This is a genomic window from Amycolatopsis sp. NPDC000009, assembly GCF_055563465.1.
Map to the genome: position 1 here is coordinate 15,696 of NZ_JBVHDI010000006.1, position 16,486 is coordinate 32,181.

General features: G+C 64.5%; 9 protein-coding genes. 6 read left to right on the forward strand and 3 right to left on the reverse strand.

Annotation, left to right across the window (positions count from 1 at the left end; all coding sequences use genetic code 11):
* Nucleotides 1-23 precede the first annotated feature (23 nt).
* From ACZ3HL_RS18140 to ACZ3HL_RS18150, 3 genes are all read right to left on the reverse strand, one after another.
* Nucleotides 24-1,397, reverse strand: coding sequence for a nitrosuccinate lyase (locus ACZ3HL_RS18140; protein ID WP_465532267.1), 1,374 nt, complete (start codon nucleotides 1,395-1,397; stop codon nucleotides 24-26).
* Nucleotides 1,398-1,422: 25 nt separating this feature from the next.
* A complete protein-coding gene (locus ACZ3HL_RS18145; protein ID WP_465532269.1) occupies nucleotides 1,423-1,962 on the reverse strand; it encodes a DinB family protein in 540 nt (179 codons plus the stop codon).
* A gap of 380 nt (nucleotides 1,963-2,342) precedes the next feature.
* A complete protein-coding gene (locus tag ACZ3HL_RS18150; protein ID WP_465532271.1) occupies nucleotides 2,343-2,834 on the reverse strand; it encodes a hypothetical protein in 492 nt (163 codons plus the stop codon).
* 1,394 nt (nucleotides 2,835-4,228) lie between these two features.
* Here ACZ3HL_RS18150 and ACZ3HL_RS18155 point away from each other — a divergent pair.
* The 6 genes from ACZ3HL_RS18155 to ACZ3HL_RS18180 all read left to right on the forward strand — a co-directional run bounded on the left by ACZ3HL_RS18155 (nucleotide 4,229) and on the right by ACZ3HL_RS18180 (nucleotide 16,477).
* Nucleotides 4,229-5,716: a type I restriction-modification system subunit M gene (locus ACZ3HL_RS18155; RefSeq protein WP_465532273.1), complete on the forward strand. Its 1,488-nt coding sequence runs from the start codon at nucleotides 4,229-4,231 to the stop codon at nucleotides 5,714-5,716.
* Nucleotides 5,709-6,914, forward strand: coding sequence for a restriction endonuclease subunit S domain-containing protein (locus tag ACZ3HL_RS18160; RefSeq protein WP_465532275.1), 1,206 nt, complete (start codon nucleotides 5,709-5,711; stop codon nucleotides 6,912-6,914). Before ACZ3HL_RS18155 ends, ACZ3HL_RS18160 begins: the two co-directional genes overlap by 8 nt.
* Before the next feature lie 10 nt (nucleotides 6,915-6,924).
* Nucleotides 6,925-9,939, forward strand: coding sequence for a type I restriction endonuclease subunit R (locus ACZ3HL_RS18165; RefSeq protein ID WP_465532277.1), 3,015 nt, complete (start codon nucleotides 6,925-6,927; stop codon nucleotides 9,937-9,939).
* A gap of 473 nt (nucleotides 9,940-10,412) precedes the next feature.
* Nucleotides 10,413-11,903 carry a PD-(D/E)XK nuclease family protein gene (locus ACZ3HL_RS18170; RefSeq protein ID WP_465532279.1) on the forward strand — a complete coding sequence of 497 codons (1,491 nt, stop codon included), beginning with the start codon at nucleotides 10,413-10,415 and terminating at the stop codon, nucleotides 11,901-11,903.
* Between the two features lie 31 nt (nucleotides 11,904-11,934).
* The gene (locus ACZ3HL_RS18175; RefSeq protein WP_465532281.1) at nucleotides 11,935-13,044 is read left to right on the forward strand and encodes a restriction endonuclease-related protein; all 1,110 of its coding nucleotides are present in this window, start codon (nucleotides 11,935-11,937) and stop codon (nucleotides 13,042-13,044) included.
* Complete coding sequence (locus ACZ3HL_RS18180; RefSeq protein WP_465532283.1) at nucleotides 13,037-16,477, forward strand: pPIWI_RE_Z domain-containing protein; 3,441 nt, start codon at nucleotides 13,037-13,039, stop codon at nucleotides 16,475-16,477. Before ACZ3HL_RS18175 ends, ACZ3HL_RS18180 begins: the two co-directional genes overlap by 8 nt.
* Nucleotides 16,478-16,486: the final 9 nt, after the last annotated feature.

Genomic DNA, 16,486 nt, shown 5'->3' on the forward strand with positions numbered 1-16,486 from the left:
CACGGAGCCGGTGCGGGACCGGTTCAAGGAGTTTTCGGATTTTCTTCGCGCACCTCCAGCGCGGCGTCGGTGAGCACTCCGGCCGATCCGGTGTAGTTCGCCGGATCCAGCAGCTCGGCGAGGGAATCCGCAGGAAGGACTCCGGTTATCTCCGGCAGGCCGGAAAGAACCTCGCCGAGCGCCTTGCCCTGCTCCAGCGCGAGCTTGGACGCGCGTCCCAGTGCCTCCTTGGCCCGCGCCTTGCCGAGCAGCGGGGCGAGCACGGTCGACAGGCGCTCGGAGACGATCTGGCCGTGCGTGAGGCCGAGGTTCTCGCGCATGCGCCCGTCGTCGACCACCAGGCCGCGGGCGAGTTCGGCGGCCGTGTGCGCGGCGCCGCCGGTCAGACGCAGGCACTCGCGCAGTAGCTGCCACTCGGCGTGCCACGCGCCCGCGGACCGTTCGTCCTCGGAGAGCATGGCCTGGGTGACGCCCGTGGCCAGCACCGGGACCTGGAGCGCGGCCGACCGGATCAGCGTCGCGAGCACCGGATTGCGCTTGTGCGGCATCGCCGAGGAACCGCCGCGGCCCTCACCCGCCGGCTCGGAGACCTCCCCGACCTCGGTGCGCGTCAGGAACTGGACGTCGACCGCGATCTTCCCTAGCGCGGCGGCCGTGAACGCCAGGGCGGCCGCGAGGTCGGCCGTCGGGGTGCGGAGGCTGTGCCAGGGGAGCGTGGTCTCGGCGAGACCGGTCTCCTCGGCGAAGGCCGTCTGGAGTCGCTGCGGATAGCCGTCGGGCAGATCGGCGAGGCGCGCGTACTCGGCGTACGCGGCCCTCGTACCCGCCGCGCCACCGAGCGAGACCGGCAGGACGACCCGGTTCAGCCTGTCGAGCGCGTCAAGCGTCAACTGACGCCAGCCCACCGCCTTGAGCCCGAACGTGGTCGGGACCGCGTGGGCGGTGAGGGTGCGCCCGGCCATGATCGTGTCGCGATGCGCGCGGGCGAGGTCCGCCAGCGCGTCCGCCGTCGCCTCGAGGTCGGCGACGAGGAGCGCCCGGGTCCGCGCGGCGACCAGCATCATCGCGGTGTCGAAGATGTCCTGGCTGGTGGAGCCGCGATGGACGTACTCCGTGCCGGCGGCCTCGGTCAGCTCCTTGATCAACCCCACGACCGGGTTCGCCGTCTCGCGAGCCGCCCTCGCCAACGCGACCACGTCGATCTCGACCGACGTGGCGGCTTCGGTGATCGCCTCCGCGGCGGCCTGCGGGATCAGCCCGGTGGCGGCCTGGGCCCTGGCGAGCGCCGCCTCCGTGTCCAAGAGGGCCCGCACCCAGGCGAGATCACCCGTCGCCGCCTCGGCGGGCGTGCCGGCGCGGACCGGGGACAGGAGGCCGGAATCGGGATCGGCGTTCATCGGCCCAGCATCGCACTTCAAGGTTTCAGTGGCCTGTCCTCCCATCGATGCGCTCGCGCAGCAGGTCGGCGTGGCCGGCGTGGCGCGCGTACTCGGCGATGTGATGCGTCAGCAGCCACCGCAGCGAGAACGGCTCACCGTCACGGCGGCTCTTGCCCGTGTCGTCGAGCGACGCGGCCGCCACGATCTCGCGCGACCGCGCGCACTCCTCGCGCCACGCCGCCCACGCGGCCTCGACGTCACCGCCGATGTCCTCGAAGTCCTGCTCGGGCCACTCGTCGGAGTAGTAGAGCAGCGGCACGTCCTCACCCGCGAACTGCAGGCGGAACCACCAGCGCTCGACGCCCGTGAGGTGCCTGAGCAGCCCGTGCAGCGACATGCTCGACGGCTCCACCGACCGCAGGGCCATCTGCTCCGGCGCCAGCCCCTGGCACTTGAGCTCGAAGGTCCGGCGATGCCAGTCGAGGGTGGACGTCAGGATCTCGCGCTCGCTCGCCACGCGCGGAGGCTCCGGACGGTCGCCCTCCCAGTTCGCCGCATAGTTCTCGTCGGGGATCGTGTCCATGCCCCCGACCTTGGCAGAGACCCCCGACAATTCGGTCGCGCTCCGGCGGCCGCCCCGCCATCCTGGTGGTCGACGGCGGTCTACTAGACTCGGCCGCACGGGCCGTTAGCTCAATTGGTAGAGCTGCGGACTTTTAATCACAGGGTTTCTTCTGTAGCTGTGCGAGCGACCCGCTGTAAGCAGGCGTTCTACCTGCTGTTTTACTGTTGTGACCGGGTGGATCGATCGCAACAGGGCTCGCGGGGTGCTCCGTCGGCGCTCCTGTGTCGACAGGGTGCTGGGCAATGCCTTATACCTATGCGATGCCGCGCACGTCGTTGATTGTTCTCCGCGAGGATCAACACGAGTCAGGTCTGTCCACTCGTCTGGTTGGCAGGCAGTTATAGCTGTGCGCGAGCAGCTTCGGCGAAGGCCTCGCGCCGCTCACGTAGCACTTCTCCCGCTTCAGATAGCACCGCAGGGAGGGCCCGCGCTTCGGCGCCCTCGTCGGCAGGCGCATCGATGTGCACCATGTAGTCCCGAACGGCCGCCATGACCTCCCGAGCGCTGGCAACGAGCTCGTCCGGTCCGTAGAGGTTGAACATCTCGGTCGCATCGCGCATCTCGGCGCGTGCCTCGTTAATCCGCTTGCTTTGCCGGGCCCGGTCTTCTTTAGCGTTGTCCTCGCCCCGTGCGAACCGTCCAGCCGCGCGGTTGTACTCCGCGATGGCGTCGCTCAACGCGGCCCCCTTGGTCACGAAGCGCTCGATGCGCTCGCGCCGCGCCTGTTTCTTGCTCTGGGAGTTGGTGACACGGTTCTTGATCGGTTCCAGGGCGATGCCGAGCACCGTGCCGCCGAGCGCGAAGACGCCCGTGATCCATTCCGCTCCCATGAGCAGGCAGTCGCCGATGACGGCCGGGCCGTTACAGAGTGGCGCGCCGGGGGTGCGCGCGCCGCCCTCACTTCGAAACCCGTTGGCCTTGACAAAGGGTGACCGTCGGCACTCTGCGGACCCTAAGCCGCTGGCCCGTAGGGCCTATCTTCACGAACGGAGTCGCTTCGCGGAAGCGAGGAGCGCCATAGGACGAGCACGATGCTGGCGCTCAACACCCCGCAGCCAGGTCTCCATCACGAGATCCGCCCTGATTGCCAGTGTGCTCGTATACAGCGCTACATTGCCGACTCCCCGACAACAAGCATCTCACCCCGGCAGATTTCGATCCCGTTGGTTGTCGACGTAGGGTTGCGGTGAGCCCTGGTGCCGTCGGCTCACCGCGCAGAAACTCTTGCGCTGAAAGGTAGTTCCGCCCCTATGACACTCGCTCTGCCCCCAACTGGCGCTTTGCATTTCGTGCACATCGTCGACCACGAAGAGGGGGCCGATCTCGCTCGCGCGTTGTCGTTGATCGCGCGGCTGGAACGACACGAACGATCATCACCAGAGCTGGTCATACGTTCGGCAGGGACGAGCAAAGAGCCTAGCCTGGGAGCTCACCGAACCCGCGAGCGCGATCTTGTTCACCGGACACGGCTCGACGGACGGTAGTTGGATCGGTGCACAAGGGATAGAGCTGGAGGTCAGCCATATCGAGTCGCTGGCTGGCCGTCCACTCAACACGCACGGTCTAATCATGGATGCGTGCGATGGCTGGAGCTTCCGCGACACCATCGCGGCTCAGTCTTGCCGCAACTTCGCCTACTTAGCGCCCGACAGTAAGGCGCCGTATTCGCACACATGGCTGATCAGCGCGGTGGTGGCCGTCTTGCTCGCCCCGGAGCCGACACTGTTGGGATCGGACGGAGATGTGAGCGTGGCCATCGCTCGAGGTATTAGAGCTGCCGGTGTTGGGTGGCCTCGTGGTCAACTCGGTCGCTGGCTGCACACCACAATGCGAGCCGGCCGACCACGAGCCTGATCATGAGACGCCAGCTATGTGGCCTGCGGCATCCGTGCAGAGATGGTCGCTTCGTAGCTGTTCTTGCCGGAGGCTGCCGGGGTCCCGGATGGGGAAGAACTCTCGCATCACGTCACATCTGCGCTCGTTTTGCCTGGTCGGGTGCTAGGTGACGGTGTGAGCTCGGGATCTTGGCTTGTCGGGCTCAGTGTGATGCGGACCTGCTACTTGCTCTAGCGGGAGTGCCTGGCCGCCCCGGATGGCGGGTACTCGATCGCCATGCCGACGTAAGCAGATAGCCGGTACCCTCGACCGGCTGATCTACCCTGGCGGTAGCGTCATCTCGTCGTCAGTGTCGTTGGGAGTCATCAGTGTGGTTGGGAGTCGTTAGGTGTCGTTGACGCTGTCGGAACTGGAGTCTCGGCTGTGGGCCGCAGCCAACAGCCTGCGAGGCCCGGTAGAGCATGCAGACTTCAAGGCATATGTCTTTCCGGTGCTGTTCTTCAAGCGTATCTCCGACACCTGGGACTTTGAGCACGCCCGCGCCCTCCGTGACTTTGGCAGCGACGAGAAGCTGGTCTCCCTTCCAGAGAACTATCGTTTTGAGATACCGACGGGTTGCCATTGGCGAGATGTGCGAAGGGCAGACGCAAACCTAGGGGTAGCCCTGCAAACTGCTCTCGACCGCATCCAAGAGGCGAACCCTACGACGCTAGCGGGCATCTTTGGAGATGTCACCTGGGGGAACAAGGAACGTCTACCCGAACACGCCCTGCGCAACCTGCTGAATTCCTTTCAGGAAATCAATCTGGATCCTGAAGCTGTTCCAGGTGACATGCTCGGAGCAGCTTACGAATACCTGTTGCGCGAGTTCGCTGAAGCCTCTGGAAAGAAGGCTGGCGAATTCTTCACGCCTCCGGCAGTTGTTAGGCTCTTGACTCGGGTATTGGAGCCGAAACCTGGGGAGAGGATCTACGACCCGGCCTGCGGGTCTGCTGGCATGCTCGTCGAGGCAGTTAACGAAGTTCGGGCTGTCGGCGGTGATTCGCGTACCATGCGGCTCTACGGCCAGGAAGTAAACCTGACCACAGCGGCTATTGCTCGAATGAACCTCTATATGCACGACATTGAAGACTTTCAAATCAAGCGCGGAGATACGCTCCGAGAGCCAAAATTCCTGAACAAAAAAGGGCAGCTTGAGCAGTTTGATGTCGTGATCGCGAACCCGCCTTTCTCGCTCAAGAACTGGGGGGCCGAAACCTGGGTCAACGACCCGTGGTTGCGACCGGTTTTTGGTGCCCCGCCGAAGGCGAATGGTGACTACGCATTCATACAGCACATGATCGCCTCAATGGCCCCTCGGACTGGTCGTGTTGGTGTTGTCATGCCGCATGGGGCACTGTTTCGTGACGCAGAGGTTGGCATTCGCTGCAGTATTCTCAGTGATGACCTCCTGGAGGCTGTAATCGGTCTCCCGCAGAACCTTTTCTATTCCACCACCATCCCTGCCTGTCTGCTCGTGTTTCGAGAAAGGAAGTCCGCCAAGCGGCGGCAGCAGGTGCTCTTTGTCGATGGTGCGCAGCGGTTCGCCAAGAGCCGAGCTCGTAATACTATGACCGAAGATGACCTTGATGCTGTTGCGCAGAGCTATCGCAGTGGCGCTGACGCACCTGACGGGCTGGTTAAAACCCGCTGGGTTCCTCTCGCTGAGATCAAGGAAAATGGATGGAATCTCAGTCTTGGACGGTACCTTTCCTCGGCTGCGAAAGAGTCCGGAAGCGTCGACGAGGCGCTCGCGGAGCTGCGTAGGACGCAAGCCTTGCTTCGAGATGCCGAGTTTCGGCTCGAGAAGCGCTTGAAGGCGGCCGGATATGCGTGATGACTGGAAGCCTGTGTTGCTAGCTGACGTCGCCAAACTGGATGTCGAAACAGTGACTGTTTCCGAGGGGGAAGTGTATAGGTTTGCGGGCGTTTACAACGCTGGCAAAGGTCTATTTGATCGCGGAAACATGAAGGCGTCCGAAACCGCGTACCCTCGACTGCACGTGCTGCGATCCGACAGATTAGTCATGAGGAAGCTGACAGCTTCTGAAGGTCCAATCGCTGTGGTGCCAAGAAGTTTTGATGGATTCGTTGTGTCTCCTGAGTTTCCGACATTCAGGATCAATAGCGATCTTCTGTTGCCTGCCTATATGACGCTCATTTGCCAGCGATCGAGCTTCTGGAACGAGTTGGAGAAGCGAGCTACTGGCTCGGTTCAGCGACGTAAGCGTGTTTCACCCGGGCAGCTCTTGTCGGTCCCGATTCTCTTGCCGGAGCGGCGTGATCAGGCCCGAATCGTTGATCTGATCAGTGGGCTCGATGACTACCTCAGCCGATGCTTGCACCATGCGGAAGCTGCGGCTGAGGCCCTCCAGCAGGTGCGGACTTCGTGTTTCCGCTTGACCGAGCGTCCGATGAGTCGACTAGACGCGGTCGCCCATGTGCGGATCGGTCGCCAGCGTGCGCCGAAGCATGCGAGCGGCGAGAACATGACGTCGTACCTGCGGTCTGCCAATGTAAAGGACGGGCGACTGGATCTGTCCGATGTGATGACGATGAACTACTCACCTGCAGAACAATCTATTTTCGAACTCCGGGATGGCGACGTACTGGTGAGCGAAGGCTCTGCGTCCGAGCGACAGGTGGGAGCCTCGGCGGTCTGGCACGACGAACTGCCTGGACCAGTATGTTTTCAGAACACCTTGATCCGCCTCCGTGGAACCTCCCGCGGTTACAGCCCCGCGTTTCTTTATCACTGGGCACGGTGGGCCTATCAATCTGGCTTACTCGCATCAGTCGCCTCTGGGACCAACATTAAGCACATTGGCTCACAGCGAATGGCAGCAATGCCGGTACCGGAGTTCGACGCGGAGACACAGCTCCAATGGTGCGAAATTCTCGACGATCTTCAGTGTGCCGAACAAGCTTCCCGCGCCGCACTCGGCGCCGCATCAGAGGCTCGCACCGCCCTCCTAGATGATTTGATCGAGGGTCGGCACAGCATTCCCGAATCGTATGAAGCGCTGCTGAACTGAGGGGAACCGCATGGGGCAGATGTCAGAGGCGACAACGGTGCAGGCAGCCCTGCTCGATCGGTTGTCGGCCGGAGACCTTGGTTGGCGCCATATTCGTGGGCGTGATCTTCAGCGGCTCCCCACCTCCCCGATGATCGAGGAGGACGTTCGCGAGGCTCTGATACGCCTCAACCCTGCTATCGCACGTGACCCTCGTCGAGTTGACGAGGTGATGCCCAAGCTGCGTGCTGTGTTTCTGTCGGTCGCTGATGACGGCCTGTTCGTGACGAATAGCCACGTGCTGGAGTGGCTGCGAGGACACGTGACACACCGATTCGTTGGTACGCGCCGAGCAGTCCCCATTCATCTGGTTGACTTCAACGAACCTCGGACAAACTCGTTGGTGGCGTCCGATGAGGTGGTTTTCGTCGGCGCCGACACCCGCCGGTACGACCTCGTCCTTTGGATTAACGGTTTTCCCCTGGTGGTTGGCGAGACAAAGACGCCCTTCGAGGAGTCAGCTTCATGGTTGAGCGCCGCACTGGACATCCATCGCTTGTACGAAAATCGAACGCCAGGGTTCTTCGTGGCGAACGTCCTGTCCTTCGCCTGCGACGGTAAGGAGCTGCGGTACGGCGCGATCGGACAGCCCCCAGAGCATTGGCTTCCATGGTCGACCACCGCCGATCCGATTTTGGCGCCTTCGTTGGCTTCCGTGCTGCGCTCGGCGGAGCTGTTGCTGCGTCCTGAGCTACTCCTCGACATCGTCCGGACATATACGTTCTTCGTACGCAAGGCCACTGCGGACGGCACCGCGACAGTGAAGATGATCCCCCGCTATCCGCAGGTCGAGACTGTCGATGCGATTGTGGACCGCGCTCGCGATCCGCAACGGAACCAAGGGCTGGTATGGCATCACCAAGGGTCGGGCAAGACGTTGCTGATGGCGTTCGCCGCTGCCAAGCTGCGTCTGCAAGCGAGCAACCTCGACGCCCCGACGATCCTGGTAGTGCTTGACCGCATTGATCTGCTCGACCAGCTTACGCAGGAGTTCCAGGCCGTCGGGATCGCGGACCTGACGGTGGCTAACTCGTCGAAGCAGCTTCGGCGCATGCTCACCGAGGGGCGGCGAGGCGTGATTGTGACGACCGTGTTCCGGTTCGCCAACGCTGGCTTGTTGTCCGACCGCGACAACATCGTCGTGTTCGTCGACGAGGCGCACCGCACGCAGGAAGGAAGGCTCGGCGAGGATTTGAAGACCGCGTTGCCCAACGCCACGCGCATCGGCCTGACCGGCACGCCGATCAATGACCGCGACCGTGACACCTGGAATAACTTCGGTCACGCCGATGACCCTGGCAACGTGCTCAACCACTACTCCGTGGAGCGCTCTATCGCAGACGGAGCCACCCTCCCAGTTCACGTCGAGACCCGCCTTGTCGATTACCACATCGCTTCGGCTGACTTGGATCGCGCCTACGCAGAACTCGCCGCCGAGGAAGGTCTCACGGACGAGGAGCAGTCCGTTCTGACTCGTCGGGCCGGTACTGTCGCCTCCCTGTGGGCGTCACCCAAACGCATCAAGGCCGTCGCTGCCGACATTGTCGAGCACTACCGCACCAAGATCGCTCCTGTTGGGTTGAAGGCTCAAGTCGTCGCCTACGACCGTGCGATGTGCGTGGCGTACTACGAAGCTATCAACGACCTGCTGCGCGACGGTGAAGAGTGCACCGTGGTTATGAGCTGCAAGAAGGGCAAAGACGACCCAGACCCGGAAGAATGGCGGGTCTTCGATCGGGACCGTGAAGGCGAGGCCGAAGTCCGCAGGCGGTTCTGCGATGTGAATGACCCACTGAAAATTTTGATCGTCACGGCTAAATTGCTCACAGGCTTTGATGCTCCGGTCGAAGGTGTTATCTATCTCGACAAACCGCTGAGGGCACACACTCTGTTCCAAGCAATTACGCGCCCGAATCGACGGTGGACCAACCCCTACACCGCCCACGAGAAGCTTCACGGGCTTGTGGTGGACTACGTCGGACTCGGCAAACAAATCGCCAACGCGCTCACCGTAGGGTACAGTGGGAGAAAGAAGCCTCCTGTCGACGTAGAAGCCCTTTATCAAGAGCTTGCTACCATAATCGCGTCTATACTGTCACGATTTGATGGAATCGATCGCGAGGAGCGCGGTTTTGCAACGCTTCAGCAGGCCCAGGAACGATTGGCTGCCACTCGGGACCGTGAGGCCTTCGCCCGAGAGTTCATCACCGCCCAAGCGCTGTTCGAGTTTCTATGGCCAGATACGGCCCTTCGTCCTTATGAGCCAGACTATCGATGGCTAGCTAAGATCTACGCCTCCATCCAACCTTCAAAGGTTTCTGACAAACTGCTGTGGCTGCGCTTAGGCGCAAAGACTCAGGAGTTGATCTCAAACCACATCGATGACGTCCACATCGATACAACTGGCCTCGAAGAAGTCGTACTCGACGTTGGAACCGTCCATGCAATCCAGCAGCTTGGATTCAACTTCGGTGACGACGCGGAGATTCATGCGGTGACCGCGGCGGAGGTGCTCGACACTATCGCTCAACGCCTGGCCCGCAAGCTGGCGAATAACTCACATCCGCTGTACGTAAGCCTTTCTGAGCGTCTCGATCAGCTACGTCGAACGCAGATTGCCGACGCCAACCAGAGCGTCGAGTACCTTAAACGCATACTGTGGCTTGCTCGGGACGTCGCAACAGCTGATCGCGCCGAACAAGCCGGTTTGCTTGATGACGTAAGTATCCTGCCGAATGGGCGTCTCGGCGCCCTTACGCAGATATTCCTCGAGTACAAGCCTGATTTTGCCCCCCAGATCCTGGAAAGCATTATCGAGAAGATCGACTCTTTGGTCCTCCAGACCCGCTACACCGGCTGGCAAGCCAGTCAGCCCGGCGACAAGGAGGTTCGTCGTCATTTGCGACTTATCCTGAAGGAGTACGGATTGCCCCCGACTGGTGAGCTTTTCGACCGTGCGTACGCGTACATTGCGGCGAACTACTGACCTCAAGTCCTCGATCTGCGCTGGCCTCTCGACGGTTGGAAGACCGCAGCAACCACTTCCTTGGCGTTCTTAGCTCTATCGGCCAAGGACGACTTCGGTCGAACTCAAGTCAGGCGTGCTCACGCTCGAACTGTTATCAGCCGAACGATCTGAGCGATAGGCTTCCGTATGAGTGCGCGTTCCACGCTGGGCCAATTGAGTGATCAGTATTGTTGCGGCGCACGAGTGGCGATCGCGTCGATATGATACGGTGTCGTGTGGATTTTCGATCACGACCGTTCTCCTCGTGTGCCGCGCCGGGATCGTGAGTGAGTGCCGAGGGAGCCCCACAGCAGAACGATGTGCTGCCGGTGCTCGATCTTGTTCGCGTAGGGGCCGGCGCGGGTCGTTCGGATGAGTGGACGTGCCCGTCGTCGTTGGGTTGGAAGTCCCGACCGAGGTCACGTGCGGTAAGTCGCTTCCCCTACGAGCACTTGGACGATTTCGTTCTTCGCCCGGTGATGGCCGCCTTGGACAAGGTCGAGTTTGACGAGTCGACGGCGGACGAGGCCGTCGCAGAGGTCCAGCGCGTGGGCAACCCGACGCATCCTGGGGTTGCCCGGTTTGCCGACCATGCGACACGTATGTATCTCGCGTCGCACCAGCGAGAAGCCGTCGAACTGAGGCCGGTGCGCGAGTTGTGGGTGGCTCAGCGGATCACCAAGTCGGTGGTGTGGGAGCTGTACGCGTGGGGACGCCGGTATGAGTCGGTGGACGGCCGGTTGCGGGAGTTCCGTTTCCTGCGGCTGGGTGATGTGGGTTCTCGTGAGCGGGATCCGACCGAGATCGCGCTCGCGGCCTATGTCGCTGCCTTCGGAGCATCGGCGGCCTGGCCGGACCCGTGGTCACAACCTTTTCGCCCGAGCGGCCGAGCAGGCGCGGAGCGCGTGCGGGTGGTGGACGTCGGGTTGGTCGACGGCTCGATGAAGCCGTACTTCGACGGCACGCCGGAGGAGGCCGAGGAGTACTTCGCCGAGCACGGTCGGGACCAGGTCGGCACGATCGTGGCGGGCGGTAACGCGGTTCCGGGCTCGGGGTGCGCGAGCTGCAAGCGAGTCACAGTGTGCGACGGGCCGATCCGGACCCCTGGACTGCTGGGACTTGACTCGTCACAGGGACCATTACGGACGGTCTCGGTCAGCGGTCTTCGGTATCACCGCCAGTGTCCGGCGCAGGCGTACCTGCGCTCGGTTCACCTGCCACGCACGTACGAGTACAGCCCCGAGGCGGAACTGGGGCAGGCGGTGCATGCATGGCTGGAGGCAGCGCACGAGGCTGAGCCGACCGCCTGCGGTCCCGAGGCTCTGCCGGAGCTTGGCTCGAGTTGGTCAGCCGGGAAATGGCAGGTCGCTGGCGACCTGGCGGACGCCGGCACGCGCATGTTGGCCCACCACGTCGAGGTGTGCCCTTTTCGCGAGGCGCCGGAGATCGATGCCGTCCGGGTTGAGCCGCAGTTGACCTTCGCTGATACGACGGCGCGCGCGATTGTGCTGGCGAAACCTGATTTGGTGTACCGGGAAGCCGGGCAGTGGGTATGGCGCGAACTCAAGACAACCCAGAAGGCGACGCGGTCCTTCGTTGATCCGTTGCGGGAATTCCCGCAGCTCGCTCTCGGCGTGGCGGTGCTGGCCGCCGGCGCGCTCGGTCCCGGCGGCGCGGGTCGCGTCGAACTGGAGATCTTGCGCCCGACCGGCGCGGAGATCGTGCTGATCGACCCCACCGACGATGAGCGGGTCGAGACGGCCCGCGCGGTGCTGCGCGAGTGGGCCGCCCCGTGGCGGGCGGATCGCTTGTTCGAGGCGCGACCGGGCCGAAACTGTCGGGGGTGTCCGGTATCACTGTGGTGTCCGAGCTACCCCGGCCCGGACGGGAACGGGAAGGATCACCCCACCGGTGCCGCGTCAGCAACAGCAGTCGAGAGCTGAATCCGTTTTCGAGGGCGAGACTCTCCTGAGGATGGTGGCCAGCGCCATCGTGCGGCTCTCGCAACAACAGGGTCCGCAGGAGCCCGTCTACGACGCCACGGTGCAGAACACCTACAACCAGCTCGTGTTGCTGTGCCTGCGGAAGGGACACGCACCGCCGGCGAGCGTGCCGGAGATGGTCCGGTGGGCGGCTGAGTACCCGATCGGTGAGGACCCGTGGCCGTGGACGCTGCCCGACGACTTTGATGGCGGTGCGGCCATCCTGGTCGACAGCCAGACGCATACCCCGACCCAGCAGTGCTGGGAGTGGCGGGTCGCGGCGCGCGACGTCGCCGCGGAACAGGTCGAGAACCAGCTGATGCTGACGGCTATTGCCGAATGCCGGGCCGCGAACGCCCCCGAGTCCTACACCGCCTTCCGCCGGCTGCTGATCCGCCAGCCGGTGCTGACCGATGCCGAACGCGCGGCGCTCGCCGACGACCTGGACCTGGAGTTGCTGCACGATGTGATCAAGCGCTGCTACGAGCCCGCGCCCGCGTCATACCTGTGCGATGGCGCGTACGCGGTGTGCGCGCGGTGCGGGTGTCTGCTGGCGCCGATCGGCCGGGACCGCTACGTCTGCGAACTGGACCGATGCCGACGCGACCAGCATCCCCGGATCGGCAAGAGGGTCGAGGCGCGCCGGGGCGGTGGCGTCTACCAGCTCAACCGGCCGATGCGGATGTTCATCACCGGCCCCGGGCTGGCGGAAACCGATCTCGAGGCCGCCCTCGTTGAGCGCGGACTCCGCCCTGAGATGTGGCCCAACTTCGACGCCTACGACCTGCGCATCACACTGCCGCGCGGACGGGTGTGGGCGATCGATGTGAAAGACCGCGCCAATCCCGCGCTGCTCGGCCGGGCCGCTGCGCCATTGCGGCACGACCCGCCATACGACGAGGGTTTTCTGGTCGCGCCGCAGTACCGATTCGACGAGCGCGAGGACTACGGCCGGGTATTCGCCCACCACCGTCCCGACGAGCTGACCGGCAAGGTCGACCTGATCTCCGACCGCGAACTCCTGGCTCGCGTGGATCGAGAACTCCGGCGTACCCGCCGCGACGAGATCGTCGCCAACGCGAAGGGGGCAGCCAATGCGTGAGCGCAGTGGATGGCACGCCCGGTTGCTGGGCCAACTCACCCCGGTCTGGCCGGATACGCTCGCGGATTTCCGGCCAGGGCAGATGCTCGACGTGGAGCTTGGGCTCTACCTGCTTTGCTCGACGACACCAGGACACACCGCGCAGGATGCCTGGACGCTGTTCGGCGGGTACCCCTACAGCGAGGTGTTCGCGGCTCAGACGGCCGACACGACCCTGCGGGTGATGCGCGGCCGGCACTACCTGTGGGACATGCGCCGCCGCCGGGAATGGATCCGCGCGATCGAGGCATACCTGCGCGTTCCCGAGGAGCTACGCGGCTACCGCCTAACCGGCATCGACAGTGAGCCGGAGCAACGTGAGCCCAGCCGCGCGGCGGACCGGTTCGACGTGTACAAAACGCTGCTGACCACACCGCCGGCCTTCGCGCGCCAGCCGCTACCGCTTGCGGGGCCGGGTGAGCACGAATTCTATGTGCGCGACCGGCGCTACTCGGTCACCTTCCCGCCGGAGCTGCTCGCCGACATCCCGGCACCGGTCGGGCACAACCTCGACGGGCCGCCTCCCCGCGGCGGAGCGCCGGTAGAGGTGACGTGGGCGGAGCTGGAAGACGCTGCGGCCAAGATGGACGCGATCGAGCAGAACCTGCCCGGCAAACCCAACCACTGGGCGCACCGCCTGGGACGCGTGCAGTTGCTGATCCGCGACGACGCCCGCGGCGAATTCGCCGCACCAGAGGATGAGCGCCTACGGGTCGACCGGATGATGAACCTGGTCGGCATGGTGGGCGCCGGGAAATCGACGCTGCGCGACATCCTCGCCTTCTGGGCCGCCACCGGAACCGGACGGCGCATCACGATCGTCGTCGGCGACGTCGCCGAAACCCTCGCGATCGTCAACCAGTTCACCCGCCTCGGGGTCGATGCCGCCCCGGTCCTGGGCCACTCGACGCGCGAGCGCAACCTCGAGCGGCTGCACCGCCGAATGGCCTCAGCCGGAGCCGAAACCATGCTCGGCCACGACCACCCCAGCTTCGACTATCTCAGCAGCGCCTGCCCGCTGGACGCGCTACGCGGCCTGGAAGCACGCCAGCCTCTGCGGATCGCCGAGGCACCCTGCAACGCGCTCTACCCCGTCCAGCACCCCGATCGCGACGCTGACGACCTCCTCACCGCCAGCAGCAATGACACCGCCCGTTCGTCCCGAACCGGGCGCCGGAAAAGGCACGGCTGTCCCCTGTGGACCGTATGTCCCCGACACCACGGCGCGCGCAGCCTGGTCGATGCCCAGATCTGGGTCGCCACCCCGGCGAGCCTTGTCCACAGCGGCGTCCCGCCGACGCAGCAAACCGAACGCCTTCGCCAGCTCGAGGCGGCCTGCCGCTTGAGCGACCTCGTCATCGTGGACGAGGCTGACCGCGTCCAGATGCAGCTCGATCGCGCCTTCGCTCCTGCCACCACACTGGCGGGACGGTCGCCGAACTCCTGGCTGGACGAGGTCGCCGGCCACAAGGTGGCGGAGCTGGCTCGCCGAGGACGGCTGCAGCTGTCGGCCCAGGATGTGGATGACTGGACAGGCGCCGTCGATACCGTGTCGGCAGCCACCGACCGTCTTTACGCGCTGCTCATCGGCACCCCACCGCTGCGCAGCTGGATCACCGCGGACTACTTCAGTGCGATGACCCTGCACCAGTGGCTGATCCGGTCCTGGTTTCCCGACCTCACCGGGCACGACGACGAGGCAGCCACGGTAGGTGCCTCGGCGCCGGACCGCGCACAGCGGCAGGCTCGTATGGACCATGTCGAGGCCGTCCTTGACCAGTTCCGCGACGACCCACTGGAGGAACGGGCTCCGCGGGACCCAGCCGATCGAGTCACCCCTGTTGCGAACACACTGGTGCACCTGACTTTGCAGCTGTTGCACGCTCACCGCGACTCCTTGATCCGTCAGCGGCTGCGGGACGTGCTGCTCGATCTCGTCGATCACGACCCGGTTATCGCCGATGATCTGGAAACCCACGCCAAACGCTTCGAACTCACCCTCATCCTGGCGGCCTTGCACCATCGGCTGGACCGGATGACCATCCTGTGGGGCAGGGTGGAGGCCGCGCTCAACCTGGAAGCGACGTCCAACGTGCTCTCGCGCCGTCCGCCCAAGGACTACGAGCCGGTCATCCCGGAATCTCCCATGGGCAACGTCCTCGGCTTCCAGTTCCAACTCGGCGAACGAACGGCCGACGGCGACCAGAGTGGCGAGCTACGGTTCTTCCGCTGCAGCGGCGTCGGACGCGAGCTGCTGCTCGGCTTGCCCGACCTGCCCCTCGTGGACGATCGGCCCGGCCCGAACGTCCTGCTCATGTCGGCTACCAGCTGGGCTGGCACCTCCACCCGCTACCACGTCCACGCGCCGGTCGACGCCGTCCTGCGACCGCACGACGACGAGGTCGCCGCGATCCTGGACACCACGATGCGGACCCAGTTCCTGTACTGGCCCGGCACCTCGCCGCCGATGCCGCTGAGGCTGTCCGGAAGCGGTCCAGACGATCGCGAGAAGGTCTTGGAGCAGATGCTCAACCAGCTCGCGGTCCCGGACCGCAGCCTCGGTGACGCCCCGAGCATGCTCGACGCGGAACTGGCCGACATCGACGACCCGCAGCGGCGACGGATCTTGCTGCTCGTCGGCAGCTACGCCGAGGCGAAACACGCCGCGCGCCATCTCGACAGCATCCCGGAATGGAGCGGCCGGGTCACCCAGCTCGTCTCCGATGACGCCGATCTCGACAACAGCTGGATGGTGCTGCGCCGCGGCGAGCTGACCAAGTTTCCCGACATCGGCAGCGACATCCTCGTGGCTCCTCTGCTGGCGGTCGAACGTGGCCACAACATCGTCCTGCCCGGAGGCAAGGCGGCCATCGGCAGCGTCTACTTCCTCGCCCGGCCACACCCTCGACCGGACGACATCGCGCTGGCCATCCACGCGATCAATGACTGGGCCGTACGGCAAATCCGTAACCCAGCCCGGACGTTCCACACCGACGCCCTCGCCGCTGGCACACCCGACCTGGCCGCACTGGCATTCCGCAGGCGGGCACGCCAGGAGTGGAACCGGTTCCTGACCCGGCAGGTGGCGTGGAGCAGCCTGACTCCGACCGAAAAGATCAGCTTCACCTGGGACCAGCTGGTCGTCATGTGGCAGGTGATCGGCCGTTTGGTCCGCGGCGGTGTCCCCGCGAGGGTGGTCTGCGTCGACGCGGCCTTCGCGCCCCGCCAGGCCGGCTTCCACGCCGTCGACACCCCCGACACCAGCCTGCTGGCGAGCATGCGCGCCGTTCTCGACCCGTACTTCACCGCCGCCCCAGGTACCACGCCGCTCGACCGGTCGCTCGTGCAAGCCCTGTACGAGCCGCTGTATCGGGCACTCGGCGACCTCGACTGAACCCCGCGA

Coding starts and splice junctions, on each gene's coding strand:
- ACZ3HL_RS18175 (WP_465532281.1), top strand. CDS start 11,935: ATGGTGGCCAGCGCCATCGTGCGGCTCTCGCAACAACAGGGTCCGCAG.
- ACZ3HL_RS18165 (WP_465532277.1), top strand. CDS start 6,925: ATGGGGCAGATGTCAGAGGCGACAACGGTGCAGGCAGCCCTGCTCGAT.
- ACZ3HL_RS18150 (WP_465532271.1), bottom strand. CDS start 2,834: ATGGGAGCGGAATGGATCACGGGCGTCTTCGCGCTCGGCGGCACGGTG.
- ACZ3HL_RS18180 (WP_465532283.1), top strand. CDS start 13,037: ATGCGTGAGCGCAGTGGATGGCACGCCCGGTTGCTGGGCCAACTCACC.
- ACZ3HL_RS18160 (WP_465532275.1), top strand. CDS start 5,709: ATGCGTGATGACTGGAAGCCTGTGTTGCTAGCTGACGTCGCCAAACTG.
- ACZ3HL_RS18140 (WP_465532267.1), bottom strand. CDS start 1,397: ATGAACGCCGATCCCGATTCCGGCCTCCTGTCCCCGGTCCGCGCCGGC.
- ACZ3HL_RS18145 (WP_465532269.1), bottom strand. CDS start 1,962: ATGGACACGATCCCCGACGAGAACTATGCGGCGAACTGGGAGGGCGAC.